Here is a 25,775-nt window from a genome sequence, read left to right as displayed (position 1 = left end):
TGACATCCCCGCCCGTGCTGCCAGACTTTGCACAATAATACAGGGTGGAGACGTCCGCGATGGCCAGCCTTTCGGCCTCGAACCATGTCGCCCGTGTCTTGTCCGTCGCCAATCATGTGGCCGACGTCGATGCCTCTTCGCGGATCGCCAATTCGTGGCGGCGCTGCCTGATCAGCCACAAGCTCGATCCCGCCCGCCAGGGCCCGCCGCAAACGCTCACCGAGGCCGAGATCCGGCATGTCGCCGAGCCGATGGAGGAGACGATCCGGCTCGCAACGCCCGAGCTCGACGATCTCGCCCGCGTGCTGCGCGACGCCGGCTACTGTGTGAATCTGGCCGATGTGAACGCGACCATGCTGTTCAGCCGGCTGCCGGGCGAAGCCGACGCGAAGATGTTTCTGGACTGGAAGATCTACACCGGCTCGAATTTCGCCGAGACTTTCGAGGGCACCAACGGGCTCGGCACCGCGCTGGCCGAGCAGAAGCCGATCCTGGTGCATCGCGACGAGCATTTTCGCGCACAGTGGCACATGTTCTCCTGCGCCGTGGCGCCGCTGTTCGACCAGGCCGGCCGGCTCGCCGGTGCCATCAACATCACCTCCTGCCGCGAGGATCTCGAACGCGCCGCGCATCAGCTCGCGCTCGCGGTGACGATGGAGGCGACGCGGCGGATGGAGGGTGCGATCTTCCGCGGCCATTTCCGCAACGCCTGGATCGCGACGGTGCCGGGTGACGGCGGCAGCGGCCTGCTCGCCTATGACGACGACCGCCGTATCGTCGGCGCCTGCCGTTCCGCGCGTGCGCTGCTCGGCCTCACCGACGGCATGATCGCATCGGGCATCGATCTGTCGCGTTACGTCAAGTTCGATCATCACGCCGCGCGCAGTGCGGACGATGTTGTCGAGCTGCGCCGCGCCGACGGCAGTCCGTTGGGCGAGGGCCATGTCGCCCCGCCGCTGCACGCCAAATCCTTCACGGGTCCACACGCTCCGCGCCGCGATGCGCCTGTCGATCGCTTCGATGCTTTGAGCCGCCTCGCCGGCCGCGATCCTGGCCTGATCAAAAGCGTGAAGCGGCTGAGGAGCATCGGTGATCGCAATCTGCCGGTGTTGCTGCATGGCGAGACCGGCGTCGGCAAGGACGTGTTCGCCCGCGCCATTCACGCGGCGAGCAACCGTGCCCGCAACCATTATGTCGCGCTGAACTGCGCGGCGATGCCGGAGAGCCTGATCGACGCCGAGCTGTTCGGTTACGAGGCCGGTGCCTTCACCGGCGCGCGGCGCGAGGGCTCAAAGGGCCTGATCGTGCAGGCCGACGGCGGCACGCTGTTCCTCGACGAGATCGGCGACATGCCGATCGCGCTGCAGACGCGTCTCTTGCGCGTGCTGGAAAACCGCGAGGTCTGGCCGCTCGGCGCGCTCAAGCCGGTGCCGGTCGACATCCGCCTGATCAGCGCCACCCATCGCGATCTCGGCCGCATGGCGGAGGAGGGCGCCTTCCGTGCCGATCTCTATTTTCGTCTCCGCGGCATGGAGGTGAAGCTGCCGAGCTTGCGCGAGCGCGCCGACCGCGACGACATCATTCGCCAGATCGCGCGCGAGGAAGCGCCGAATTGCCGCCTCTCGGACGAGGCCTGGGCGCTGCTGTCGGCCTATCCGTATCCCGGCAACATGCGCCAGCTCCGCCATGTGCTGCGGCTTGCCGGCTGCACGGCGGAGAACGGTGTCGTCACCGATGCCGATCTCGATCTGCCGCTGTTCGGCGGCCGTGCGGCGGAGCCGGACCTCGCGGCGGCCGAGCGCGCGACGATCGTCGAGGCGCTGCGCAAGCATGGCGGTCGTGTGACCGAGGCGGCGCGTGCGCTGAAGCTCAGCCGCGCGACGCTGTATCGCAAGATCAAGCACCTGAAGATCGAGACCGCGCAGTAGTGCTTTCGGTTGGAGATGAACGAGGAGCGAGCCGCGGGCTTTCGCCTCTCCCCGCGTGCGGGGAGAGGCCGACGCGCGAAGCGCGGCGGGTGAGGGGGACTCTCCGCGAGTCCAACTGTCACCTCCCGTGCGAAGAGTCCCCCTCACCCCAACCCTCTCCCCGCAAGCGGGGCGAGGGAGCGCACCGGCGATGCCGCCCTTACGAAAAATCCGTCCAGCTCAGATGCCTAGAATCGAGATCGCCGACTGTAACGGTGCCGCGGATTTCGTGGGGTACGTGGAAGCTGCTGCGCAGATAGACCAGCGGGGCGGCCCCGTCGGAATGCGACACCCCGCGGACTTCGCCGACGAAGATCGAATGCGTCTTCGTTTCGAATTCCTGCGCCAGCTCGCAATCGAACGCGGCCACCGCGTCGGTCAGCACGGGTGCGCCGGTGGCTCCGCGCGTCCACTGCCCGAACGCAAAGCGGTCGTCACCGTTGACGCCCTTCTGGCCGCTGAAGGTGAGTGCCAGCAGCGCGTGGTCCTCGTGCAGGAAGTTGATTGCGAAGGCGCCTTCCTCGCGGATCCGCGTATGTGCGCTGGCGTTGCGGTTGACGCAGACGATCAGCGACGGTGGATTGTCCGACAGTGAGCAGGCCGAGGTGACCGTGAGCCCGGTGCGCTTGCCGTGCTCGGCACCGACCGTGACCAGCGCGACGGCACCGGCGCATTGGCGCATCGCCTGCTTGAAGTCCTTTGCGTCCACGCTCACGCGGAGATCTCCGAAACGGGTGCGGATGCGGCACGATCGCGCCGCATCCGCGTCGGGTCAAGCCGCCTTCTTCGCGGAGCCGAGATGCTTCAGGCGCGGCATCACCTCGCTGCTGAGCAGCGAGAGCGAGTGGTGCCAGGCCTCTGCCTTGTGCTTGTAGTCGAAGCCGAACACCAGCAGCACGCCGAAGCCGCCGACCTCGTCGTAGATCTTCTCGATCTTCTCGGCGACGGTCGCGGGCGAGCCGACGATCCAGTTCCGCTTGGCGCAATATTCGACGGTGACGTCGCTGTCGGGCACGTCGGGCGCGTGCTTCAAATAGTCCTTGAAGCCGAAATGGCCGAGCAGGGGCAGGAAGTACTCGTGCATCATCCGGCCCATCATGTCGCCGGTGGAGAGCTTCCAGGCCTCTTCGTCGGTGTCGGCAACGAAGACCTCGCGCACCAGCCGCCAGTCTTGCCGGTTCGGCTTGCGTCCGGTCTTGGCGGCGCCGATCTCGACCGAATCCCAATGGCTGCCGACATAGGCCGGGTTGAGGTTGAGGCTCATCGGGATGAAGCCGCGTTCGCCGGCGAGCTTCAGCGTGTCCGAGTTCTTCGACAGCCCGGCAACGCCGATTGGCGGATGCGGCGCCTGCAACGGCTTGATGTGAGGCTTGAGGAAGTCGAACATCGTGTCCGGCTTGGTCACCGTCCAGAATTTGCCCTTGTAGGTCCAGGGCGCGGGATCGGTCCACATCTTCAGGATGATCTCCAACGCTTCGCGCGTCATGTCGCGGTTCTGCCCGCTCATGCCGTCGACGTTGAACATTGCCCAGTCGCTCGGCAGGCCGCTAGCCGCGACGCCGAAATTGAGCCGTCCCTCGGACAGATGGTCGAGCATCGCGACGCGGTTGGCGAGCTCGGCGGGATGGTGATAGGGCAGCAGGAAGCCGCCCGGCCCGATGCGCAAGCGCTTGGTCTGCATCAAGGCCTGCGCGATCAGGAGATCCGGCGTGGGATTGGGTTCCCAGGGCGCGGTGTGGTGCTCGCCGACCCAGGCCTCCTGATAGCCGAGCTCGTCGAGCCAGCGCATGACTTGCAGGTCCCAGTCGTTTCCTTCCTTCAGGCCGCACTCCGGCGGGTGCGAAGGCATCGTGAAATAGCCGATCTCCATGGGTTTCCTCTCCACAATTGACGCGTCTTGGTGCGCGGTTCACGGATGTGAGTGGGGATGCATGAGCAAGCGGTGTGCCAGCGCGGCAGCGTCTCAGACCTGCGATAAAACGCTGGTTTGCGGCGGCAATAGCCGATATCCCGGGGCGAATTTGCCAGCCGTCGTCTCATTGTCGCGAGACGGCGTCTTGCCGGTGAGACGAGGACGAGAACCGAGATGAGCGAACCCGCCTATGTCGCGGTGGACTGGGGCACCAGCAGCTTCCGCCTGTGGCTGGTCGATCGGGCCGGCCAGGTCCTGGCCGAACGCCGCAGTGGCGAGGGCATGCTGGCCGCGGCCAAGACCGGATTTGCCGGTGTGCTGCAATCGCATCTTTCCGCCGTCGAAGCACCGGATCATCTGCCCGTTCTCGTCTGCGGTATGGCCGGCGCCAAAACCGGCTGGGTCGAGGCCGGCTATGTCGACACGCCGGCACCGCTCACCTCCATCCTGAAGCAGGCCGTGCGGGTGCCGGGTGAGGCGCGCGACATCCGCATCCTGCCCGGCATCGCGCAGCGCGACGCAGGCGCGCCGGACGTGATGCGCGGCGAGGAGACGCAGTTGCTCGGCGCGCTCGGCCTTAAGGCCGCCGGCGAAGCGCTGGTCTGCATGCCCGGCACGCATTCGAAATGGGTGCAGGTGAAGGACGGCACGGTCGAGCATTTCTCCACCTTCATGACCGGCGAGCTGTTCAGTGTGATCTCGCGCGAGACGATTCTGTCACTCGCGGTCGCAGGCGCCGATGACGCCGAGGATGTTGCAAGCTTCAAGGCGGCGGTGAAAGCCGCGTTCGAGGCGCCGGCGTTCGCCGCCAACCTGCTCTTCGGTGCGCGGTCGCGGCAGTTGCTGTTCGGCGGCACGCCGGCCGCCGCGCGCGAGACGCTGTCGGGCACGTTGATCGGCACCGAGCTGGCGGCGGGTCTCTCTGGCAATGTGCCCAAAGCCGGCATCACGTTGGTTGCGTCAGGGCGGCTGGCGACGCTGTATCAGCTGGCTTTCGATGCGGTGTCGGTGACGCCGCGGCCGATCGATGCGGATGAAGCCGTTCGCCACGGCCTGTCGATGGCGGCGGCGGCGATCTGGACGAGTTAAGAAGGATTTCCTGAGATGAGTGTTCCCTTTCCGTCGATGAAGCGTCCGCTGGTCGCGATCCTGCGCGGCGTCAAGCCGGAGGAGGCCGAGGCGATCGTCAGCGTGCTGATCGAGGCCGGCATGACCGCGATCGAGATCCCGCTGAATTCGCCCGATCCGTTCCGCTCGATCGCCACCGCTGCGAAGCTCGCGCCGGCCGGCGTGCTGATCGGCGCCGGCACGGTGCTGACCACCGCAGATGTCGATCGTCTCAATGACGTCGGCGGCAAGCTGATGGTCTCGCCGAATGTGGATACGCAGGTGCTCGCGCGTGCGCATCAATACGCCATGGTGACGTTGCCGGGCGTGTTCTCGCCGACCGAGGCGCTGCTTGCCGCGCGCTCTGGCGCATCGGGCCTGAAATTCTTTCCGGCGAGCGTGCTCGGCGCATCCGGTATCGCCGCGATTCGCGCGGTGCTGCCGGCCGGCGTGATGATCGCTGCCGTCGGCGGTGTCTCCGACCAGAATTTTGCGGAGTATATCAAGGGCGGCGTCACCGCATTCGGGCTTGGCTCCAGCCTCTACAAGCCCGGCATGTCGGCGGCCGATGTCGCAGCGCGCGCAAAGCAGACGATCGCGGCCTACGATCGGGCGATTGTGAAAGACTGAAGCTGCAATAAACCAGCCGTGATCCCGTCACGGCCGCGCTTTATCCTATCTTGCTGAATCAGCGAGATCAGGAGACCGACATGGCGATCAACAACGTGGCCGATCTGTTCGTGGCAACGCTCGAACAGGCCGGCGTCAAGCGGATCTACGGCATCGTCGGCGACAGCCTGAATGCTTTTACCGAGGCGCTGCGGCGTCGCGGCACCATCGAATGGATCCACGTCCGGCATGAGGAGGTTGCGGCGTTCGCAGCCGCCGGCGAAGCCGAGATGACCGGAAGCCTTGCGGTCTGCGCAGGTTCCTGCGGCCCGGGCAATCTGCATCTGATCAACGGCCTGTTCGACGCGCATCGCAGCCGCGTCCCCGTGCTGGCGATCGCGGCGCAGATTCCGTCGGCCGAAATCGGCGGCGGCTACTTTCAGGAAACCCATCCCCAAAACCTGTTCCGGGAATGCAGCCATTATTGCGAGCTGGTCTCGGATGCGAGCCAGCTGCCTTTCGTGATCGAGAACGCCATTCGCGCGGCCGTGGGCCTGCGCGGCGTCGCCGTCATCGCCATGCCCGGCGACGTCGCGTTCCGCGATCCGCCGAGGCGCGCGCTGTCGACGGCGCGGGGGCTCGCGCTGTCGGCGCCGAAAGTCGTGCCTGAGGCCGATGAGCTGAAGGCGCTCGCGGACCTCCTGAACGGCGCCGAGCGCATCACCCTGTTCTGCGGCCGTGGCTGCGCCGGCGCGCATACGCCGTTGATGCAGCTTGCGGAGGCCTTGAAGAGCCCGATCGTGCATGCGCTCGGCGGCAAGGAGCACGTCGAATACGAAAATCCCTACGATGTCGGCATGACCGGGTTCATCGGCTTCTCCTCGGGCTATGCCGCCATGCACGCCTGCGACGCGCTGGTGATGCTCGGCACCGATTTCCCCTACAAGCAGTTCTTCCCGACCGGTTGCCAGATCGCGCAGATCGACATCCGCCCGGAAAATCTCGGCCGACGCTGCAAGATCGACCTCGGCCTCATCGGCGACGTCAAGCTGACCATCGAGGCGCTGCTGCCGCTGCTGAAGACCAAGACCCAGCGCAAGCATCTCGACGATGCCGTCGCGCATTACAAGAAGGCGCGCGAGGGGCTGGACTCGCTCGCCAGGGGCACCCCCGGCAGCAAGCCGATCCATCCGCAATATCTCGCCAAGGTCGTCAGCGACCATGCGTCCGAGGATGCCGTGTTCACCGCCGATGTCGGCACACCCACGGTGTGGGCGGCGCGCTATCTCGAGATGAACGGTCGCCGCCGGCTGATCGGCTCCTTCGTGCACGGCTCGATGGCCAATGCGATGCCGCAGGCGATCGGGGCGCAGGCCTCGCAGCCCGGCCGCCAGGTGATCTCGCTGTCGGGCGACGGCGGCTTCACCATGCTGATGGGCGATCTGATCACGCTGACGCAGATGAAGCTGCCGGTGAAGGTCGTCGTCTTCAACAACGGCGTGCTCGGCTTCGTTGCGCTGGAGATGAAGGCCGCCGGCTTCGTCGACACCAATGTCGACCTGCAAAACCCTGATTTCGCGGCGATGGCGCGCGCGATGGGCATTTTTGCCAAACGCGTCGAGGACCCCGGCGAGCTTCCGGGCGCGGTGAAGGAGATGCTGGCCTACAACGGGCCCGCGCTGCTCGACGTCGTCACCGCCAAGCAGGAGCTGTCGATGCCGCCGACCATCACGAGCGAGCAGATCAAGGGTTTCAGCCTCTGGGTCTTGCGCGCGGTGATGAACGGCCGCGGCGACGAGGTGCTCGATCTTGCGAAGACGAACCTGCTGCCGCGTTAGCTGCGCTTCGCCGACGGCACATGCAACCGCTCGTGGCGGCGCTGGAAGCGCTGCCAGTGCAGTACGCTGCCGATCAGCAGGGCCGGCACGAAGCCGAGCACGATCAGGAAATGCGGCAGCTCCTTCGGAGAGATGAAGGCGATGGCGATGTCCGAGATCAGCCACAGCGCTGCGAACATCACCGCGAAATCCGTGCGCGGGCAGCGCAGATAGTAGAACACGGCGGTGATGACCACGGCAGGCCCGATCGCGATGGCGATCAGCACCGCGGTCAGCTCCTTCGGCGTCACCGCGTCGAGCACCATCGACGCCAGCAGCCACATGGCGGCGAACATGGCGATGATGTCGATCGGATGCCGCAACCCAATACCTCTCACGGGGAACGCGCTATCGTTGTGGTTCCAGGCCCCCGCCGTCAAGTAAAATAGGCCTATTCCTCGTCGTTTCCAGGCGTCGGCCGCAGCATGAAATGGCCGAAGGCAGTGGCGATCGGCTTGTCCGCATCGTCCTGCCAGGCGCGCGCCTCGAAGGCGACGATGCGCCGGCCCTGCTTGACGATCGAGACATTGGCAAAGCTGTCGAGCGCGCGGCCGGAGCGCAAGTAGTTGATGGTCAGCCCGATCGGCTTGGGCGGCGCGGCGGCGCCGAGCTCGCGTGCCACCCCGATGATCGCCGTGGTCTCGAGGAAGGCGCCGGTCATGCCGCCATGGATCGCGGGCAGGATCGGATTGCCGATGATCTTCGGCGAGAACGGCATCGCCAGCGTGCCGTCGTCGTTGACGCGGATGCCGAGGCAGCGCGCGAACGGGCTGCGGGCGAACGGGCCATCCGGATCCTCCGGCGCCCCCAGGGTCGGGATGCTGCGCGAATCCATCCTGCGGTCGGCGAGCATGTTGGTGCGGTTGGCGCCGATCATGAAGCAGGCCGTTGCGGTTGCGACCGGATCGTCCTCGGACTCCTGATACGCGGTGGAGCGTACGAAGGCGATCGAGCGCGTGGTGCGGTAGCAGACCGAATGCGCCTTGATGTCGAGGCCCGGCGTCGCCGGCTTCTGATAGTCGATACGCAGGTCGAGGGTTGCGATCGCGCGCGTGCCGTCGAGCGCGAGCTGCACGGCCATGCCGCAGCTCTCGTCCAGCATCGCGGTGACGACGCCGCCATGCAGCACCCCGGTCTCGGTGTCGCCGACGAAGACGGGACGGTAGGGCAGGCTGGACCAGGCCTCGGCGGGTGCGAAGCGGTCGAGCTGCAGCCCGCTGATATGGCCGTAGTCGGAGCGGCGGCCCTTGATGGCCTCGGCCAGTTCCTCGAACGGGAGCGTGGCAGGTAGGCCGGACGTCGATGAGCTGGACATGGCGATGTTCTAGACCAGTGCCGGGCGCCGCGCAAAACCCCGAATACGGGTCGCACGGCAGGCCTGCGGGCGGTTGGGCCTCGACAGGGCGGTCCGAAGCGCCGATGGTGGGCGCTTCGTTCGTTCGACTAGCCGCAAGGAGCGCTTATGGCCGACCCCGAAACACCCGGCACCAATCAGGGGCCCGTCACCATTTCGAGCTCGAGCTCCGAGCGGGCGCCGATCATCTATTTCGACGGCGCGTCCTGCTTCGGCCATCACAACGGCGCGATCCAGGTCGAGCTCGCCGCGAACCTCTTGATGCCGGTCGGAGCCGCGGTCAGGGTCGAAGTGGTCCAGACCGCGCACCTGCGTTGCAGCGTGGCCGCCGCGCTGGCCTTGCGCGAAGCGCTCGACAAGGCGCTCGCGATGTACAAGCAGGGGCAGCAGCAGCCGACGGAGGAGATCCCGGCGATGAAGAACTGAGGCGGCAGCGCGATCGCATGTCATTGCGACCGCAGCTCCTCAGCTCACATGCACCTTCGGCTTTCTGCCGCCGTTCCACTTGCCGTCGAGCGCGCGCTCGATCTGGGCGGCGAATTGCAGGAGCAGGCCGTCATTAGCCTGCTTGGCGATCGCCTGGATGCCGAGCGGCAGGTCGTGGTCCTGGGTTGCCATCGGCATCGAGATCGCCGGCATGCCGCAGAGATTGGCGAGCGGCGTGAAGGCGAAAAAGCGCCAGAGATTGCCGAACCAGTCGAGCACGTCAGGATTGTCGGAGATGGTGAGATATTCCCTGGTGCCGACTTTCGGCGTCGGCAGCGCCGTGATCGGCGTCAGGATCACGTCCCACTGCTCGAAGAACGCGCCGAAACCGCGTGACGTCGTGTTGAACACGCCTTGCATCTTCGCCCGCTCGGCGAAGCTGGTGTGCCGGCCGGCTTCCCAGATCCTGATGTTCATCGGCTCGATGAGATCTTCCGGCGGCTTGTCCAGCCCGCGCGCGGCCAGCATGTTCGAGATCACCACCGCAAAATTCGAGATGTAGCACATCGTCTGCGCCTCGAACGCCGCACGGAAGTCGAGCTCGGGCAGTGCGTAGTCGACATGGTGCCCGAGGCCTTCGAGGAAGCGGCCGGTCTTCTCCAGCTCGGCGGCGATCTCCGGCGTCGCGGTGTAATCGCCCCACGTGTGCGACAGCGCGATGCGGAGCTTGCCCGGATCGCGCTTGATCATCTCGGAATAGGGCTGCGCCGTGGTCCAGAACGGCATGAACTCGCCGGGCGCAGGCCCGCGCGCGTGATCGACGAAGGCGGCGGTGTCGCGCACCGAGCGCGACTGGCAGCCCTGGATCGAGACGAGCCCGGTGAGGTCGGACATGTGCGGGGCCAGCGAGAACACGCCGCGCGAGACCTTCAGCCCGATATTACCGTTGACGCCGGCGGGAATGCGGATCGAGCCGCCGCCGTCGGTCGCATGCGCGATCGGCACCACGCCGGCGGCAACCATCGCGGCGCTGCCTGCCGACGAGCCGCAGGTGGTGTAGTCGGTGTTCCAGGGATTGCGCGTGACGTAGACGGCCGGATTGTCGGCCGAGCTGCAGACGCCGAATTCCGGTGTCGTGGTGCGCCCGATCAGGTTCAGTCCGGCCTGGCGGAATTTACCGGTCAGGAACGTATCGGCGGCGGCGCGATTGCCGCGCATCAGCAGCGAACCCATCTCCTGGAGCCGACCCTTCATGGTCGGCCCGAGATCCTTCATCAGGAAGGGCAGGCCGGCGAACGGGCCGGCGAGGTTGGCGCCGTCCTTGGCCGGATCGGCGATCACGTCCTCGAACAGCTCGACCACGCCCGACAGCGCCGGATTGACCTTGGCGACGGCAGCAGCGGCCTGGCGGGCCAATTCCTTCGGCGTCAGCTCGCCCTTGCGGACGCGCGCCGCCAGCCCCACGCCATCATGCTGCGCCCACTCGTTCCAGCTCATCGGCAAAGTCATGAAATTCAAATCCTCTAGATGCGGCGGTCCTTCCTTTCGCATGGACCCTGCGTGAATCAACTGAGCCGGCGCGAAGGGCAGGGTTGCATGGGGCGGAGAGGTCGCAGGACCGGGGAGGCCGGCCGTCTCAATCCGATAGTCGCGCGATCACCGCAACCGGCCCGCCGCCCGCCGGGCCCTGATGCTCGGCGCCGCCGGACACGTAGACTGCGCCGGTGCCGGCAAGGCCCGCGATCAGGCCGCCGACCGCGGCGCGGGCGTGGCGCGTCGAGCTGATGTCGGTGTCCTCCAGCATGGTGTGGCGAAAGCCGCGCACGCTGCCATCGGGCGAGGCCTCCGCCTTGGCGAAGATGTTGACGAGCTCGCGCCCGGCTTCCGCTTGCGGCGCGACGCCAAGCCCGACACTCTTCAGCGCCGACGTCACAGCGGCGGCGTCGATCGCATCGTTCATCACGGCGTGGCCGATCTCGAATTCGCTGGCCGATGCCGCCGAATTTCCGAGCACTATGACGACGTTGTGCATCAGCTCGATTCCGGCCGAGGTGGATGCCACCTTCGAGAACAGATCGTAGCGGCGCAGCACGTCCCCGTCGCTGATGTCCGAGCCGGTCTCGCCGAGCGCGACCGCAACGCCGAGCGCGGAGGCGCCGCGCGAATAGGCCATCGAACCGTAGGCGCTGGTCGTCGCCGTCTTGTTGCCGCGTGCGCTTGCGGCCGCGACGCGATCGCTGGTGAGCAGCGGGCACTTGATCTGCACGAAATGGACGTCGGCGGGGTCGGTGATCCCGGCGTCCGCCATCGCGGCCTTCACGGCCGCGGCCGTCTCCGCGATCTGCGCGGCGCGTCCGAGCTCCTCCGGCAGGAAGTCCCGCGTGTGCGCCATGCCGATGCTCAGGCGCTTGCCTGACAAGCCCGCCGGCCGCCGCTCGACCTCGCGGCGCGTGAACACCGTGATATGCGGGCTGAGCACGCCTTCGGTGCCGCCGGACATCACGAAAGCGATGCGCTGCTCGACCTCCTCGGGGGACAAGCCGAGCTGTGGCGCCAGCGCCGTGCACAGCGCGGCGACGGCATATTCCCGGGTAAAGTCGTTGACGCCGCCATTGCCTTCGGTCTTGCCGAGGATGGCGAGGATCGATTTGGGATCGATCGCGCCGGAGCCGATCATGGCCATGAGGCCGGAGACGTCACCGGGGCCCTTGGTGACGATCTTGAAGACGCCGACCGATGTCGTCCGCATTGCAGTCCTCGTGTGGAGTTCGGTGGTCCGGCGGTGCAAACAGCCGTGGAACGGAGGCGGCTGTCAATCCCCGTCGTCGTCCTGGCTTTCGCCAGGACGACAAGAGGATAGAGTCTTCATACCAACCGCGCCCGCCGCATCCCCACGATTGTGGCGAGATCGCATCGGTTCAACAAAAAAATCGTCTGTCGACGGTTGCGCGCGGCACCTTGATGAATCAACCTGGGTTGGTCCATAAGCGGCGTCCCGCGACCGGATTTCGGTTTGCGTCGCGTGCTTGGAGAGAGGGATTCTCGCGTGGCAAATATCAACCAGAAAATTGCGCAGGAGCTTGGGGTTCGGGCCGAGCAGGTCGAGGCAGCGGTGACGCTGCTCGACGGCGGCGCCACGGTTCCCTTCATCGCCCGCTACCGCAAGGAAGCGACCGGTGCGCTCGACGACGCGCAATTGCGCACCCTGGAGGAGCGCCTGGGCTACCTGCGCGAACTTGAAGACCGCCGCAAGGCGATCCTCGAATCGATCCGCGAGCAGGGCAAGCTCGATGCCGCACTCGAAGCCACGATCATGGCCGCCGACAGCAAGGCGCGCCTGGAAGACATCTATCTGCCGTTCAAGCCGAAGCGCCGCACCAAGGCTGAGATCGCCAAGGAAGCCGGCCTCGAGCCGCTCGCCAATCAGCTGATGGCGGAGCCCGGCAACGATCCCAAGGTCGTGGCGGAAAGCTTCGTCAACGCCGAGAAGGGCGTGGCTGACGCCGCCGCCGCACTCGACGGCGCCCGCGCCATCCTGGTCGAGCGATTTGACGAAGACGCCGATTTGATCGGCGCGCTGCGCGAGGAGATGTGGACCAATGCGCGCATGGCCTCCAAGGTGCGCGATGGCAAGAAGACCGAGGGCGAAAAGTTCGCCGACTATTTTGAATTCTCCGAGCCGCTGACCAGGCTGCCGTCGCACCGCATCCTGGCGATGTTCCGCGGCGAGAAGGAAGAAATCCTCGACCTGCAGATTCAGGCCGAAGCCGAGGCGCCGCCGCCGGGCGTGCCCAGCGCCTACGAATTGAAGATCATGAAGCGGTTCGGCATCGCCGACCTCAAGCGCGCTGGCGACCGCTGGCTGATCGACACGGTGCGCTGGGCCTGGCGCACCAAGATCCAGGTGCATCTCAACATCGACCTGCGCATGCGGCTGTGGAACGCGGCCGAGACCGAGGCCGTGCGCGTGTTCGCGTCCAATTTGCGCGACCTGCTGCTGGCCGCGCCCGCCGGCACCCGCGTCACCATGGGGCTCGATCCCGGCTACCGGACCGGCGTCAAGGTCGCCGTCACCGACGCGACCGGCAAGGTCGTCGATACCGCCGTGATCTATCCGCACGAGCCGCAGCGGCAGTGGAACGAGTCGCTCGCAATCCTCGGCAAGCTTGCCCTGAAGCACCGTGTCGAGCTGATCGCGATCGGCAACGGCACGGCCTCGCGCGAGACCGACAAGCTCGCAGGCGATCTCGTCAAGGGCCTGGCCGAGCTGAAGATGAACAAGATCGTGGTGTCGGAAGCCGGCGCGTCGGTCTATTCGGCCTCGGCCTTCGCCTCGGAGGAACTGCCCGGTCTCGACGTCACCCTGCGCGGCGCGGTCTCGATCGCGCGGCGCCTCCAGGATCCGCTTGCCGAGCTCGTCAAGATCGAGCCGAAGGCGATCGGCGTCGGCCAGTATCAGCACGACCTCGGCCAGGCCAAGCTCGCCAAGTCGCTCGATGCCGTGGTCGAAGATTGCGTGAACGCCGTCGGCGTCGACGTCAACACCGCCTCGGCGCCGCTGCTCGCCCGCGTGTCGGGCGTGGGCTCGGGCCTTGCGCAGAGCATCGTGGCACATCGTGACGCCAACGGCCCGTTCAGGTCGCGCAAGTCGCTCAAGGACGTGCCGCGCCTCGGGCCGAAGGCGTTTGAGCAGTGCGCGGGCTTTTTGCGCATTCTCGGCGGTGAGGATCCGCTCGATGCGTCCGGCGTGCATCCGGAAGCCTATCCGGTGGTGCGCCGGATTCTCGCGGCCACCAAGAGCGACATCAAGGCGCTGATCGGCAGCAGCGAGATCGTGCGCACGCTGAAGCCGAAGGATTTCGTCGACGAGACCTTCGGTCTGCCGACCGTCACCGACATCCTGCGCGAGCTCGAAAAGCCCGGCCGCGACCCCCGTCCGGCGTTCAAGGCCGCCGTGTTCAAGGAGGGTGTCGAGGAGATCAAGCACCTCCAGAAGGGCATGATCCTCGAGGGTACCGTGACCAACGTCGCCGCCTTCGGCGCTTTCGTCGACATCGGCGTCCACCAGGACGGCCTCGTGCACATCTCGGCGATGTCGAAGACCTTCATCAAGGACCCGCGCGAGGTGGTGAAGCCCGGCGACATCGTCAAGGTGAAGGTGCTGGACTTCGAGGTCGCCCGCAAGCGCATCTCGCTGACGCTGCGGCTCGACGACGAGGTCGGCGCCAAGAAGGACGCCCCCGGCATGCAGCGCGACAATGGCTCGCGCAATGCGGCCCGCATGACCTCGTCGGCGCCGCGCAAGCAGGAATCCTCCGGCGGCGGCGCCCTCGCCGAAGCCCTGCGCCGCGCCGCCGAGAAGAGCGGCGGCAAGCGCGTGTGATCTCCAACCTCTCCCCGTAAGAACGGGGCGAGGGAGCGAGAGAGTTGGGCCTCCCTAACACCGGCGTCAGAATCTGGCGCATTTGTAAGTTGAAGGTGAGGGCGCATTTTCCTCATCTGTTCCCCCGGAGCGGCGCGACCGTCGCCGCGACAAGGAGGATATTCAGATGAACAGCAGGCTTCTCACCGGCATCGTCGCGGCGGCCATGGCTGCAACGCTGGCGGTCGCTTCGCCCGTTCTCGCCCGAGGTGGAGGTGGGGGCGGCGGCCACGGTGGTGGTTTCGGCGGCGGAGGACACGGCGGCTTCGGCGGCGGAGGACATGGTGGCTTTGGCGGCGGTGGACATTTCGGCGGCGGCATGCACGCCGGTGGCTTCGGCGGGATGCATGTCGGCGGCATGGGCGGTGCTCGTTTCGGTGGCGCCCACTTCGCCGGCTCGCCGATGACCGCCCACGCTGCGATCGGGCCGCGCTTTGCCGGTGCGCCGCTCGCGACCCGCGCCGCCTTCGGGCCGCGTTTCGCCGGCACGGGCTGGCACGGCAGGCCCTTCATCGGCCGCCATGCTTTCTTCTTCCGCCATCATCGCTTCCACCGGTTCGCCTTCGTTGGCGCGCCCTTCTACTACGCCAATTACTACGACGACGGTTGCTGGCGCAGGAGCTGGACGCCCTATGGGTGGCAATGGGTCAATGTGTGCGGAGACTATTGGTAGTCGCATCGCCGTACCGCACCATTGTCGCGATCGCCATCGGGCGGTTCCGCTCAGCCCCGGAACGGGATAGTCTGGTGGCGATCGTCGCGCGGAGTTTTGCATGACCGGAGGTCACCGCCGCATCCTGGTCGTCGAGGACGATCCGGAAACCGCAGGCCAGCTCGTCGAAGAGTTGACGACCTCTGGCTATGAGGTCGATCTCGCCGCCACGGGGCGCGAAGCCCTGAGCCACGGCGCCGCCCGCGACTATGCCGTGATCACCATCGACCGCATGCTGCCCGACATCGACGGCATCACCGTGATGCGCCAATTGCGCGACGACGGCATCGCGGCGCCCTTCCTGATCATCTCCGCGCTCGGCGAGGTCGACGACCGCGTGCGCGGCCTGCGCGCCGGCGGGGACGACTATCTCGTCAAGCCGTTCTCCTTCGTCGAGCTGCTTGCGCGGCTCGAGGCCCTCGGCCGCCGCAGCGAGACCATCGCCAAGGAGACGCTGTTGCGCGTCGGCGACCTCGCCATCGACCTGATCGCGCGCAACGCCAGCCGCCGCGGCCGCAAGATTCCGCTGCTGCCGCGCGAGTTTCAGCTGCTCGAATATCTCGTCCGCAACGAGGGCCGCGTCGTCTCGCGTGCGATGCTGCTCCAGCATGTCTGGGACCTGCATTTCGATCCCTCGACCAACATCATCGACGTCTATGTCGGGCGCGTCCGCCGCAAGGTCGACGACGCCCAGGCCTATCCGCTAATCCACACCATCCGCGGCATCGGATATTGTCTCCGTGCTCCTGGCTAAGACGCTCCGCTCCTCGACCTTCCGTCTGGCGCTGATCGCGATCGCGGCATTCGGGCTGATCGTCGCGGCGATCATGGCCTACGTCTATTTCGGTACGCTCGCCTATGTGGAGAGCCGGCTCGGCTCCGCCGGCGATCGCGACGGCTTCACCGGCACGATCGAACTCGCCATGGTCGCGGTCGCGGTGCTGCTCCTGGTGCTCGCCGGGCTCGCAGCCGTGCTGGTGACCCGGCGCACGGTGGGGCGGATCGAGGAGATCAACGCCACCAGCCGTGCCATCATGCTGTCCGGTCTCGACCGCCGCATTCCCCTGCGCGGCAGCCACGACGAGTGGGACCGCGTCGCCGAAAACCTCAACCAGATGCTCGACCGCATCGAGACGCTGATGGGCGAGGTCAAGCAGGTCAGCGACAACGTCGCCCACGACCTGCGCACGCCGCTGACGCGCATGCGCGGCCGGCTCGAGAAGGCCTATCACACCCCGCGCAACAGCGAGGCGGATGCCGCGCTGATCGGAGACACCATCGCCGATCTCGATGCCGTGCTCGGCATGTTCGCCTCCATCACCCGGATCTCGGAGATCGAGACCCGCGCCCGCAGGAGCGCCTTTCGCGCGCTTGATCTCGCCGAGATCGCCGGCGAGGTCGTCGAGCTCTACGACGCCGCCGCCGAGCAGGTTGCGACGCGTCTCAGCCTCGGCGGCGACCGCGAGGTCGCGATCACGGGCGACCGCGACCTGCTGTTCGACGCCGTCGCCAATCTCGTCGACAACGCGATCAAGCACGGCCGCAAAGGCGGGCAGGTGACGGTGACCTGCCGCAGCGCCGATGGCGGCGCCATGATTACGATCGCCGACGACGGTCCGGGCATTCCCGCTGAGGCGCGCGATCACGTCTTCAAGCGGTTCTACCGTCTCGAACAAAGCCGCTACACGCCGGGCAACGGCCTCGGTCTCAGCCTCGTCGCCGCGGTCGCGCGCCTTCATGGCGCCGAGATTGCGCTGCATGACAATGCGCCGGGCCTGACGGTCCAGCTCCGGTTTCCGCTGCCTGCGCAGCCCGGCACCCAACTTGCATGATTGCACGCGTACCGAGTGGAAGTCCTGCAATGCCCCGCCTGCCAGACCTCGTCATCACCAATGCTCGCACGCGCAGCCGCGAGATCGTCGACATAGGGATCACCGATGGCGTGATCACCGCGATCGGCAACCGGCTCGATCCCGGCGCACAGGCCTTCGTCGATGCCAAGGGCGGCCTGGTGACGCCGGCCTTTGTCAATCCGCACCTGCACCTCTGCAAGGTCTGGACCCTGCCGATGATCTCGGAGGCGGCGCTAGAGGCCTATCAGGGCGGCGGCATGAGCGAGGCGGCGAAGGCGGTCGATCTCGCCGCAGCGGTGAAGAGCAATTACGACGCGTCCTGGATCGTCCCGAACGCACGGCGCGCGGTGGCGCTCGCCGCGCTCCACGGCAACCTCCACATCCGCGCCTTCGCCGACGTCGACGCCAAGGCCCGGCTGGAGGGCGTCAAGGCGCTGCTCGCGATCCGCGAGGAGTTTCGCGGCATCGTCGACATCCAGGTCGTGGCATTCCCGCAGGACGGCCTGTTTCGCGAGCCCGGCGCAGAGGGCCTGATGCGCAAGGCGATGGCGCTCGGGGCCGACGTCGTCGGCGGGATTCCCTGGATCGAAGCCGACGAAGAGGACATGCGCCGCCATGTCGCGTTCTGCTTCGACCTCGCGGCCGAGCACGGCGCCGAAACCTCGATGCTGCTAGACGACGTCGGCGACGCCAACATGCGCACGCTCGACATGATGGCGCGCGCGGTGATCGCGCGCGGCGTCGAGGGCCGGGCGCTCGCCCATCATTGCCGGGCGATGGCGCTCTATCCCGAGAACTATCTCCGCGAGCTGAAGGTGCTGCTCGGAAAGGCCCGTGTCAGCGTCGTCAGCAATCCGCACAACGGCCCGCTGCACGCGCGGGTGAAGGAATTGCTCGGTGCCGGCATCAATGTCTGCCTCGGCCAGGACGACATTTCCGACGCCTATTATCCGTTCGGCCGCAACAACATGCTGGAGGTGGCGTTCCTCGCCTCGCATCTGTTGTGGATGACGAAGAAGAGCGAGTTCGAGACGCTCTACGACATGATCACCACGCGCGCCGCGACGGCGATCAACCTCGAGCGCTATGGCCTCGGGCTCGGCTGCGCAGCCAACCTGGTCGTGCTCGAACAGGCCGACGTCACCGAGGCGCTGCGCTTCCACAGCCCGCCCAGCATCGTGATCAGCCATGGCCGCGTCGTCGATACCGACCGCATGCGCGAGCTGGCGCAGACCGCGATCGGCGATTGAACCGCGCCGCTCAGAGCTCGATCACGCCGCGGCGCGCGGCATGCGCCACCGCATCGGTGCGGCCGGTGGCATCCAGCTTGTCGAGCAGCGAGCCGACATGGAATTTCACGGTGTGCACGGAGATGCCGAGCTGACGCGCGATCATCTTGTTGGAGGCGCCCTCGGCCATCAGCGCCAGCACGTCGAGCTCGCGCTGCGTCAGTGCGATGTCCTCGGGCATGCTGCGCGGATCGCGGGCGACGATCGTCGCGGCGGCCTGCTCGCCGGGCGCGGCAAGGCGCAGCCCGGCGACATTGCCGAGCAGCGCCGCCAGGCGATCGGCGAGGGCGGGATCGTCGATCTCCAGGGACAGCACGATCTCCGGTAGCTTCTCCTCGCTCACGCCTCCGGCCTCTCGCCGACCGTGACCTTGAAGCTGATCGGCTCGCCGCCGCGGCGCACCGCGACATCGACCACAGCGCCGACGCTCGCAGGTCCCAGCGTTCTCGACAGCGCGCGCACGCCGGAGAGTTTCTGGTCGTTGACCGCGACGATCACATCGCCCTGGCGGATGCCGGCCGCCGCCGAAGGTCCGGCCTTGTCGACATTCATCACCATGGCGCCGATGCCGTCGTCGAGCCGCACGGGCTGGAGTCCTAGCCCGAGATATCCGCGCGCGATGCGGCCGCGGGCTTCGAGTTGCGGCGCGATGCGCTCGATCGTCGCCGTCGGGATCACCAGCACGCGCCTTGGTCCGAGCACGGCCATGCCGAAGGCTTCACCGGTCGCATCGAGCGCAAGGCCGCCTTCCTGGCCCGGACGCAGGCGAACGTCGAGCTCGATCCGGGCATCGATGTCGCCGCCGCGCAAGGAGCGCCAGCTCTTGCCGGACGCCGATACCATCCCGAGCGCGGCGCTCGGCGTATCACGGTTGGTGGCCACGACAACCGACAACGCGCCGAGGGGCGGGACCGTCGCGGCGAGCTTGACCGGCGCGACGCCGGCCTCGGTGCGCAGCAGCGCGATGTCGGTGGTGTGGTCGCGGCCGGCAATCGTGGCGGCGACCCGGCTGCCGTCGGGGAGGCCGATCTCGACCTCGCCCTCGTCGGCCAACGCCTCGTCGGCGGTGACGATCAGGCCGGGCTTCCAGACGAAGCCGGTTGCGCGGGAGCGATGCGAGTGCACGGAGACGATGGAGGGCGCGGTGCGCGCCACGACATCCGCGAGCGCGGACGATAGTGAGGACAGTGGAGTTGGGGCGGTCATGGCGGTCTCCTGTAAGTTGTCCCCAATCTGGGATGTCGCGCGCGGTAGCGAAACTGGCCGGGTGGCCAGGAAAGTGCCGGCGCCGGCCGACGAACATGTGATTGGGAGCCGTTCACGGGAACGTGTAGCAATCGGTCGACATTGCGCCGTACGGCCTTAGACGTTTCCAGCGAGCCCCGACCGATGACCATCGATCTCACCCGCCGCACCCTGCTCCAACTTGCCGGCGCCACCTCGCTCGCGATGGCGGCCGCGGCTGCCGCACGCGCCGAGGGGACTGCGCAAGGCGGCGGGCCGACCTATGCCAGCCGCACGCCGATGCGGGTCGGCATGGTGACGCTCCGGGTCAAGAATCTCGACACGGTTGCCGACTACTACCGCGATGTGATCGGGCTGACCGTCATGGAGCGCTCCGCCAGCGCTGCGAAGCTCGGTACGGCCGGCATCACGCTGCTCGTGCTCGAGGCGCGTCCCGATGCGGCGATCGAGCCGCGCAATGCCGCAGGCCTCTACCACACCGCCTTCCTGATGCCGACCCGCAAGGATCTCGCGCGCTGGCTGGTGCACGCCGCCTCGCATCGCGTGCCGCTGTCGGGCTTTGCCGACCATCTCGTCAGCGAATCCGTCTATCTCGACGACCCCGAAGGTAACGGCATCGAGGTCTATGCCGACCGCGAGCCCTCGCAATGGCAGTGGAGCGAGGGCAGCGTGAAGATGGCGACCGACGAGCTCAACATCCCCGACCTGCTGTCGCTGACCAATACGCGCGTTCCCGACTATGCCAAGGCGCCGGACGGAATGCGCGTCGGCCACATGCATCTGCGCGTCGGCGATCTCGCGCAGGCCGAGAACTTCTACCACGGCACCGTCGGCCTCGACCCGACCCGCAAGCGCAACGGCGCGGCGTTCCTGTCGTCGGGCCGCTATCACCATCACCTCGGCATGAACGTCTGGCAGAGCCAGGGCGCCGGCCAGCGCGACGATTCCACAACCGGTCTCGCCTGGTTCTCGCTGGTGATGGCGAAGCAGGAGCTGCTCGCCGCTCAAGAAGAGCGCCTGCGCAAGAGCGGTGTGAAGGTCACAGCGCTTGCCGACGGTTTGGAGGCGGTCGATCCCTGGGGCACGCGGGTGCGCTTGCTCAAGGTTTGATCGCCGGGGCGGGCATTGGTAATACCCGTCGGGTGCCAGCTTCCGGAGCCCCCGACATGTCCGAATTCCACGGCGTCTTCCCCTACCTCGTCTCCCCCGTCGATGCCGACGGCACGGTGCGGACGAGCGTGCTCGCAAAGCTCTGCGACGACCTGATCGGTGCCGGCGTGCATGGTCTGACGCCGCTCGGCTCGACCGGCGAGTTCGCCTATCTCAATGCCGCCCAGCGCACGGCGGTCGTGCAGACCACGATCGAAGCCGCGAAGGGCCGCGTGCCCGTGGTGGCCGGCGTCGCCTCCACCTCGACCGCGGATGCGGTGGCGCAGGCGCGGGCCTATCAGAAGCTCGGTGCCGACGGCATTTTGGCGATCCTGGAGGCGTATTTCCCGCTCGCCGATACCCAGGTCGAATCCTATTTCCGCGCCATCGCGGACGCCGTGGACATTCCCGTCGTCATCTACACCAATCCGCAATTCCAGCGCTCCGACCTCACCCTCGAAATCATCGCGCGCCTCGCCGAGCATCCGCGCATCGGCTACATCAAGGACGCCTCGACCAACACCGGCCGACTGCTCTCGATCATGAACCGCTGCGGCGATTCCTTGCGGGTGTTCTCGGCCTCCGCCCACATTCCGGCCGCGGTGATGCTGATCGGCGGGCTCGGCTGGATGGCGGGACCTGCCTGCATCATCCCGCGCCAGAGCGTCGCGCTCTACGACCTCTGCCGGGCGGGCCGCTGGGACGAGGCCATGGCGCTCCAGCGCAGGCTGTGGCGGATCAACGAAGCCTTCGCCCGCTTCAACCTCGCCGCCTGCATCAAGGCCGGCCTTTCGATCCAGGGCTACGACGTCGGCGATCCCATCCCGCCGCAGGCCGCGCTGACGGCCGATGCGCGCAAGGTGGTGGAGACAGCGCTCCGGGAGCTGGCGTAGCCGTCATTCCGGGGCGATGCGCAGTGCGTAGGGTGGGCAAAGCGAAGCGTGCCCACCATCTTGATCGCGTTCGTTGAGCGACCGTGGGCACGGCGCAAGTGCGCCTTTGCCCACCCTACGGAATCGCAGATTTGCGGGACCGCATGCCGAAATCGTGGATATCCCGCCCAAAACCGCGGCTGGTATGCCCCCGGTCGATCCGCTAAAAGGCTGCCCGCAGTTTCGAAAAGACCTCGAGGACCCCACGGAATGAACATTCTTCCCGGCAATTTGCGTTTCGGAGCGGGCCAGCCCGTCAAGCGTTTGGAAGACCAGCGGCTGCTGACCGGGAAGGGGCAATTCATCGACGACAAGCCGCAGGACGGCGCGCTGTGGTTGCACGTGCTGCGCTCGCCGCATGCGCACGCGAAGATCGTCTCGATCGACACCAGCGCCGCGGCCGGGATGCCCGGCGTCACGGCGGTCTACACCGGTGCGGATCTCGTCAAGGACGATATCGGCAGCATCCCGACGCTGAGCATCTTCAAGCGCCCCGACGGCAAGCCGATGACGGTGCCGCCGCGCCGGCTGCTCGCCCATGAGATCGTACGCTACACCGGCGAAGCGGTGGCGGCCGTGGTCGCCGCCTCCCGCGCGGAAGCGCAGAGCGCGGCCGAGGCGATCGTGATCGAATACGACGTGCAGCCCGCGGTGGTCGACCCGGTCGAGGCGGTGAAGCCCGGCGCGCCTGTGGTGTGGCCGGAGGCGCCCGACAACATCGTCGGCGCGATGGCTTACGGCGATGCCGCCAAGGTGGACGAGGCCTTTGCCAAGGCCGCGCACACGGTCGAGCTCGACATCATCAGCCAGCGCCTCGTGCCCTCCGCGATGGAGCCGCGCTCGACCATCGCCGAGATCGACAAGAAGACCGAACGTCTCCTCCTGCACGTGCAGTCGCAGACGCCGGCCTCGACCCGCGACGTGCTGGCGGAAGCCGTGCTCAAGCGCCCCAAGGACAGCGTCCGCGTGCTGGTCGGCGACATCGGCGGCGGCTTTGGCCAGAAGACCAACCTCTATCCCGAGGACGGCATCGTCGCCTACGCCGCGACCAAGCTGAACAGGAAGATCCGCTGGCGCGGCGACCGCACCGACGAGTTCGTCGGCGGCACCCACGGCCGCGACCTCACCTCGACCGCGTCCTTCGCGCTGGACGAGAAGGGCAAGGTGCTGGCCTATCGGGTCAAGTCGATCGGCTGCACCGGCGCCTATTCTTCGGGGGCCGCCAACATCATTCCGCTGGTGCTCGGGCCGTTCGTGCAGACCGGCGTCTACGATCTGCCGCTGGTGCATTTCGAGGTGAAGTCGGTGATGACCCACACCGCGCCGGTCGGTGCCTATCGCGGTGCGGGCCGGCCCGAGGCCGTCTTCATCGTCGAGCGCCTGTTCGACGCCGCCGCGCGAAAAATCGGCATGGATCCGCGCGCGATCCGGAAAGCCAACTACATCAAGCCGGCGCAGCTGCCCTACACCAATGCTGCGGGCCAGGTTTACGATTCCGGTGCCTTCGCGCATATGCTGGACCGCGCGGTGAAGCTTGCCGATTGGGACGGCTTCGCCGCGCGCAAGAAGGCCGCGAAGAAGAAGGGCCTGCTCTACGGCCGCGGGCTCACGTCGTACATCGAATGGACCGGCGGCCGCGCCCATACCGAGAAGGTCAGCCTGCACGCGACCTCGCAGGGCCGCGTCGTCCTGCACTCCGGCACCATGGCGATGGGGCAGGGGCTGCAGACCACCTACACCCAGATGATCGCCGACACGCTCGGCATTGCCATGGACAAGATCGATGTCGTCCAGGGCGACACCGATCTGGCGATGGGCTTTGGCAGCGTCGGCTCGCGCTCGCTGTTCGTCGGCGGCACGGCGGTCGCGGTGTCCTCCAACGACCTGATCCAGAAGGCGCGCGAGAAGGCGGCCAACGTGCTCGAGACGTCGATCGAGGACATCGAATATCAGGGCGGCATGCTCACCGTGGTCGGCACCGACCGCCGCATCAGCCTGTTCGACCTTGCCGAGAAGGAGAGCGGCGCAAAACTCAGCGTCGATTCGGAAGGCGAGGTTGACGGTCCGAGCTGGCCGAACGGCACGCATATCTGCGAGGTCGAGATCGACCCCGAAACCGGCGTCTCCCGCGTCGTGCGCTACACCACCGTTGACGACGTCGGCGTTGCCGTGAACCCTATGCTGGTGACGGGCCAGATCCATGGCGGCGTCGCGCAAGGCATCGGCCAGGCGCTCTATGAGGGCGTCTCCTACGATGCCGACGGCCAGCTCCTGACCGCGAGCTATCAGGACTACTGCATCCCGCGCGCCGGCGACGTGCCGCCGATCGAGGTGACGCTGGACGATTCCGCGCCCTGCCGCACCAACCCGCTCGGCGCCAAAGGCTGCGGCGAATCCGGCGCCATCGGCGGCCCGCCCTGCGTCACCAACGGCGTGATGGATGCGCTCGCCGAGCTCGGCATCACCCAGCTCAACACGCCCCTGACGCCGCAGAAGATCTGGCAGGCGATCAGGGACGCGAAGGTGGGGGCATAGCCCGCGCTGTTGCGGCAATCTTAGCTGTCGTCCCGGCGAAGGCCGGGACCCATAACCACCGAGCCTGGTTTGGCGAAGATCGGTGGTTACCAGCTTCGCACGCCAACTTCGTCACGGCGTATGGGTCCCGGCCTTCGCCGGGACGACACCGAATGCGTTGCGCGAGCTTTGCCTTCAAATCCCCAGCATCATCTTCGCGATGATGTCGCGCTGAATCTCGGACGTGCCGCCGAAGATCGTGTAGGCCCGGCCGTTGAGATATTCCGGCACCACCGTCAGCATGTCCTCGGGTATCGCCGGCTCGTGGTTGAGCTTGTAGAGCGGGCGCATCGGCTCGACGGCGAGGGCGTCGTGGCCGATCACGTCAGCGCCCAGCCGTGTCACGGCCTGGCGGATCTCGCTGTTGCGCAGCTTCAGGATCGACGACACCGCGCCGGGATTCTGTCCGGTCTGGAGCGCCGAGAGCACGCGCAGCTCGGTCATCTCCAGCGCGTCGATGTCGACCTCGACCTCCGAAATGCGCGTCGCGATGTCAGGACTGTCGATCGCGCGGCCGGTCAGGTCCGACTCGGCAAGGTCCGCGACCGCCTTCAGCCCTTCGCGCAGCTTGGCGGAGGCGATGCCCGAGCCGCGCTCGAATTCGAGCAGGTACTTGCCGTAGGTCCAGCCCTTGCCTTCCTCGCCGACCCGATTGGCCATGGGCACGCGCACGTCGTCAAAGAACACCTGGTTGACCTCGTGGTCGCCGCCGATGGTGAGGATCGGGCGCGTCGTGATGCCCGGCGTCTTCATGTCGATCAGGATGAAGCTGATGCCGTCCTGCTGCCGCGGTCCGTCGCCGGTGCGCACCAGCGCGAACATGCGGTTGGCGTGGTGGGCATGCGTGGTCCAGATCTTGGTGCCGTTGATGATGTAGTGGTCGCCGTCGCGCACCGCGCGCGTCTTCAGCGAAGACAGGTCGGAGCCGGAGCCCGGCTCGGAGTAGCCCTGGCACCAATAATCCTCGCCGGAGAGAATCCGCGGCAAATAGAAGTTCTTCTGCTCAGGGCTGCCGAAGCCGATGATGACGGGCCCGACCATCTTTACGCCCATGACATTCACATTGGGCACGCCGGCGCGCGCGGATTCGGTCTCGAAAATCCAGCGCTGTGCCGGCGTCCAGTCCGGACCGCCATATTCGACCGGCCAGCCCGGCGCGCCCCAGCCCTGCCTGTGCAGCGCGCGCTGCCAGGCCATGCCGATATCAGGGTCGGAGAATACCGAGGGCGTCAGCGCGGTCGCGCGCTTCATCTCCTCGGTGAGATTTTTGGCGATGAAGCCGCGCACCTCGTCCTGGAAGGCGCGCTCCTCGGCATTGAACGACAGGTCCATGATGCGCTCCTTTCG

Annotated in this window: 22 protein-coding genes; 13 read left to right on the top strand and 9 right to left on the bottom strand. The window is 67.0% G+C overall.

What is annotated here, in order from left to right:
• The first annotated feature begins 59 nt into the window (after positions 1-59).
• Positions 60-1,928 (top strand): sigma-54-dependent Fis family transcriptional regulator, encoded by a 1,869-nt coding sequence (locus WN73_RS00320; RefSeq protein ID WP_271550889.1) that lies wholly within the window; start codon positions 60-62, stop codon positions 1,926-1,928.
• Positions 1,929-2,127: 199 nt separating this feature from the next.
• Here the strand turns inward: WN73_RS00320 and WN73_RS00315 are convergent, their stop codons facing one another.
• Both WN73_RS00315 and WN73_RS00310 read right to left on the bottom strand, forming a co-directional pair.
• Positions 2,128-2,682, bottom strand: coding sequence for a flavin reductase family protein (locus tag WN73_RS00315; protein WP_028172907.1), 555 nt, complete (start codon positions 2,680-2,682; stop codon positions 2,128-2,130).
• Between the two features lie 57 nt (positions 2,683-2,739).
• Positions 2,740-3,837 (bottom strand): LLM class flavin-dependent oxidoreductase, encoded by a 1,098-nt coding sequence (locus WN73_RS00310; protein WP_161536281.1) that lies wholly within the window; start codon positions 3,835-3,837, stop codon positions 2,740-2,742.
• 216 nt (positions 3,838-4,053) lie between these two features.
• Here WN73_RS00310 and WN73_RS00305 point away from each other — a divergent pair, with 216 nt between their 5' ends.
• The 3 genes from WN73_RS00305 to poxB all read left to right on the top strand — a co-directional run bounded on the left by WN73_RS00305 (position 4,054) and on the right by poxB (position 7,433).
• Positions 4,054-4,968 carry a 2-dehydro-3-deoxygalactonokinase gene (locus WN73_RS00305; protein ID WP_271550883.1) on the top strand — a complete coding sequence of 305 codons (915 nt, stop codon included), beginning with the start codon at positions 4,054-4,056 and terminating at the stop codon, positions 4,966-4,968.
• A 15-nt stretch (positions 4,969-4,983) separates the two neighbouring features.
• The gene (locus tag WN73_RS00300; RefSeq protein ID WP_028172910.1) at positions 4,984-5,616 is read left to right on the top strand and encodes a 2-dehydro-3-deoxy-6-phosphogalactonate aldolase; all 633 of its coding nucleotides are present in this window, start codon (positions 4,984-4,986) and stop codon (positions 5,614-5,616) included.
• Positions 5,617-5,696: 80 nt separating this feature from the next.
• Positions 5,697-7,433 (top strand): ubiquinone-dependent pyruvate dehydrogenase, encoded by a 1,737-nt coding sequence (poxB, locus tag WN73_RS00295; protein WP_271550879.1) that lies wholly within the window; start codon positions 5,697-5,699, stop codon positions 7,431-7,433.
• On the opposite strand, the gene WN73_RS00290 is transcribed toward poxB, so the two are convergent.
• Both WN73_RS00290 and WN73_RS00285 read right to left on the bottom strand, forming a co-directional pair.
• Positions 7,430-7,795, bottom strand: a complete 366-nt coding sequence (locus WN73_RS00290) for a hypothetical protein (RefSeq protein ID WP_028172912.1) — start codon at positions 7,793-7,795, stop codon at positions 7,430-7,432. The genes poxB and WN73_RS00290 overlap by 4 nt on opposite strands.
• A gap of 68 nt (positions 7,796-7,863) precedes the next feature.
• Positions 7,864-8,787, bottom strand: coding sequence for a PaaI family thioesterase (locus WN73_RS00285; protein WP_271550877.1), 924 nt, complete (start codon positions 8,785-8,787; stop codon positions 7,864-7,866).
• 147 nt (positions 8,788-8,934) lie between these two features.
• On the opposite strand from WN73_RS00285, the gene WN73_RS00280 reads away from it, so the two are divergent.
• Positions 8,935-9,252: a hypothetical protein gene (locus WN73_RS00280; protein WP_028172914.1), complete on the top strand. Its 318-nt coding sequence runs from the start codon at positions 8,935-8,937 to the stop codon at positions 9,250-9,252.
• A 39-nt stretch (positions 9,253-9,291) separates the two neighbouring features.
• Here WN73_RS00280 and WN73_RS00275 read toward each other — a convergent pair whose 3' ends face one another.
• Complete coding sequence (locus tag WN73_RS00275; protein ID WP_271550874.1) at positions 9,292-10,761, bottom strand: amidase; 1,470 nt, start codon at positions 10,759-10,761, stop codon at positions 9,292-9,294.
• A gap of 127 nt (positions 10,762-10,888) precedes the next feature.
• Positions 10,889-12,001, bottom strand: coding sequence for a ring-opening amidohydrolase (locus WN73_RS00270; protein ID WP_060910629.1), 1,113 nt, complete (start codon positions 11,999-12,001; stop codon positions 10,889-10,891).
• Positions 12,002-12,298: 297 nt separating this feature from the next.
• Here WN73_RS00270 and WN73_RS00265 point away from each other — a divergent pair, with 297 nt between their 5' ends.
• The 5 genes from WN73_RS00265 to WN73_RS00245 all read left to right on the top strand — a co-directional run bounded on the left by WN73_RS00265 (position 12,299) and on the right by WN73_RS00245 (position 18,489).
• Positions 12,299-14,635 carry a Tex family protein gene (locus tag WN73_RS00265; protein WP_271550868.1) on the top strand — a complete coding sequence of 779 codons (2,337 nt, stop codon included), beginning with the start codon at positions 12,299-12,301 and terminating at the stop codon, positions 14,633-14,635.
• A 166-nt stretch (positions 14,636-14,801) separates the two neighbouring features.
• Positions 14,802-15,347: a hypothetical protein gene (locus tag WN73_RS00260; RefSeq protein WP_161536275.1), complete on the top strand. Its 546-nt coding sequence runs from the start codon at positions 14,802-14,804 to the stop codon at positions 15,345-15,347.
• Between the two features lie 100 nt (positions 15,348-15,447).
• Positions 15,448-16,140 carry a response regulator transcription factor gene (locus WN73_RS00255; RefSeq protein WP_011090013.1) on the top strand — a complete coding sequence of 231 codons (693 nt, stop codon included), beginning with the start codon at positions 15,448-15,450 and terminating at the stop codon, positions 16,138-16,140.
• Positions 16,127-17,218 (top strand): sensor histidine kinase, encoded by a 1,092-nt coding sequence (locus WN73_RS00250; RefSeq protein ID WP_060910631.1) that lies wholly within the window; start codon positions 16,127-16,129, stop codon positions 17,216-17,218. Before WN73_RS00255 ends, WN73_RS00250 begins: the two co-directional genes overlap by 14 nt.
• A 29-nt stretch (positions 17,219-17,247) precedes the next feature.
• Positions 17,248-18,489: an amidohydrolase family protein gene (locus WN73_RS00245; RefSeq protein WP_271550861.1), complete on the top strand. Its 1,242-nt coding sequence runs from the start codon at positions 17,248-17,250 to the stop codon at positions 18,487-18,489.
• Positions 18,490-18,499: 10 nt separating this feature from the next.
• Here WN73_RS00245 and WN73_RS00240 read toward each other — a convergent pair whose 3' ends face one another.
• Entirely contained in the window at positions 18,500-18,871 is a 372-nt protein-coding gene (locus tag WN73_RS00240; RefSeq protein ID WP_060910633.1) for a response regulator transcription factor, read from the bottom strand.
• Positions 18,868-19,734 (bottom strand): S1C family serine protease, encoded by an 867-nt coding sequence (locus WN73_RS00235; RefSeq protein ID WP_271550859.1) that lies wholly within the window; start codon positions 19,732-19,734, stop codon positions 18,868-18,870. Before WN73_RS00235 ends, WN73_RS00240 begins: the two co-directional genes overlap by 4 nt.
• 183 nt (positions 19,735-19,917) lie before the next feature.
• Between WN73_RS00235 and WN73_RS00230 the strand changes: the two genes are divergently transcribed.
• The 3 genes from WN73_RS00230 to WN73_RS00220 all read left to right on the top strand — a co-directional run bounded on the left by WN73_RS00230 (position 19,918) and on the right by WN73_RS00220 (position 24,389).
• Positions 19,918-20,883: a VOC family protein gene (locus WN73_RS00230; protein WP_271550857.1), complete on the top strand. Its 966-nt coding sequence runs from the start codon at positions 19,918-19,920 to the stop codon at positions 20,881-20,883.
• A gap of 56 nt (positions 20,884-20,939) precedes the next feature.
• Entirely contained in the window at positions 20,940-21,815 is an 876-nt protein-coding gene (locus tag WN73_RS00225) for a dihydrodipicolinate synthase family protein (protein WP_271550854.1), read from the top strand.
• Positions 21,816-22,064: 249 nt separating this feature from the next.
• Complete coding sequence (locus tag WN73_RS00220; RefSeq protein ID WP_271550852.1) at positions 22,065-24,389, top strand: xanthine dehydrogenase family protein molybdopterin-binding subunit; 2,325 nt, start codon at positions 22,065-22,067, stop codon at positions 24,387-24,389.
• Between the two features lie 174 nt (positions 24,390-24,563).
• Here WN73_RS00220 and WN73_RS00215 read toward each other — a convergent pair whose 3' ends face one another.
• Positions 24,564-25,760, bottom strand: a complete 1,197-nt coding sequence (locus tag WN73_RS00215) for an acyl-CoA dehydrogenase family protein (RefSeq protein ID WP_271550850.1) — start codon at positions 25,758-25,760, stop codon at positions 24,564-24,566.
• Positions 25,761-25,775 lie beyond the last annotated feature (15 nt).

The organism is Bradyrhizobium sp. CCBAU 45394 (genome assembly GCF_028128655.1).
Taxonomy (GTDB): domain Bacteria; phylum Pseudomonadota; class Alphaproteobacteria; order Rhizobiales; family Xanthobacteraceae; genus Bradyrhizobium; species Bradyrhizobium diazoefficiens.
This window is presented reverse-complemented; position numbering and strand designations above follow the sequence as displayed.

Coding starts and splice junctions, on each gene's coding strand:
- WN73_RS00320 (WP_271550889.1), top strand. CDS start 60: ATGGCCAGCCTTTCGGCCTCGAACCATGTCGCCCGTGTCTTGTCCGTC.
- WN73_RS00310 (WP_161536281.1), bottom strand. CDS start 3,837: ATGGAGATCGGCTATTTCACGATGCCTTCGCACCCGCCGGAGTGCGGC.
- WN73_RS00305 (WP_271550883.1), top strand. CDS start 4,054: ATGAGCGAACCCGCCTATGTCGCGGTGGACTGGGGCACCAGCAGCTTC.
- WN73_RS00300 (WP_028172910.1), top strand. CDS start 4,984: ATGAGTGTTCCCTTTCCGTCGATGAAGCGTCCGCTGGTCGCGATCCTG.
- poxB (WP_271550879.1), top strand. CDS start 5,697: ATGGCGATCAACAACGTGGCCGATCTGTTCGTGGCAACGCTCGAACAG.
- WN73_RS00285 (WP_271550877.1), bottom strand. CDS start 8,787: ATGTCCAGCTCATCGACGTCCGGCCTACCTGCCACGCTCCCGTTCGAG.
- WN73_RS00280 (WP_028172914.1), top strand. CDS start 8,935: ATGGCCGACCCCGAAACACCCGGCACCAATCAGGGGCCCGTCACCATT.
- WN73_RS00275 (WP_271550874.1), bottom strand. CDS start 10,761: ATGACTTTGCCGATGAGCTGGAACGAGTGGGCGCAGCATGATGGCGTG.
- WN73_RS00270 (WP_060910629.1), bottom strand. CDS start 12,001: ATGCGGACGACATCGGTCGGCGTCTTCAAGATCGTCACCAAGGGCCCC.
- WN73_RS00260 (WP_161536275.1), top strand. CDS start 14,802: ATGAACAGCAGGCTTCTCACCGGCATCGTCGCGGCGGCCATGGCTGCA.
- WN73_RS00255 (WP_011090013.1), top strand. CDS start 15,448: ATGACCGGAGGTCACCGCCGCATCCTGGTCGTCGAGGACGATCCGGAA.
- WN73_RS00245 (WP_271550861.1), top strand. CDS start 17,248: ATGCCCCGCCTGCCAGACCTCGTCATCACCAATGCTCGCACGCGCAGC.
- WN73_RS00235 (WP_271550859.1), bottom strand. CDS start 19,734: ATGACCGCCCCAACTCCACTGTCCTCACTATCGTCCGCGCTCGCGGAT.
- WN73_RS00230 (WP_271550857.1), top strand. CDS start 19,918: ATGACCATCGATCTCACCCGCCGCACCCTGCTCCAACTTGCCGGCGCC.
- WN73_RS00225 (WP_271550854.1), top strand. CDS start 20,940: ATGTCCGAATTCCACGGCGTCTTCCCCTACCTCGTCTCCCCCGTCGAT.
- WN73_RS00220 (WP_271550852.1), top strand. CDS start 22,065: ATGAACATTCTTCCCGGCAATTTGCGTTTCGGAGCGGGCCAGCCCGTC.
- WN73_RS00215 (WP_271550850.1), bottom strand. CDS start 25,760: ATGGACCTGTCGTTCAATGCCGAGGAGCGCGCCTTCCAGGACGAGGTG.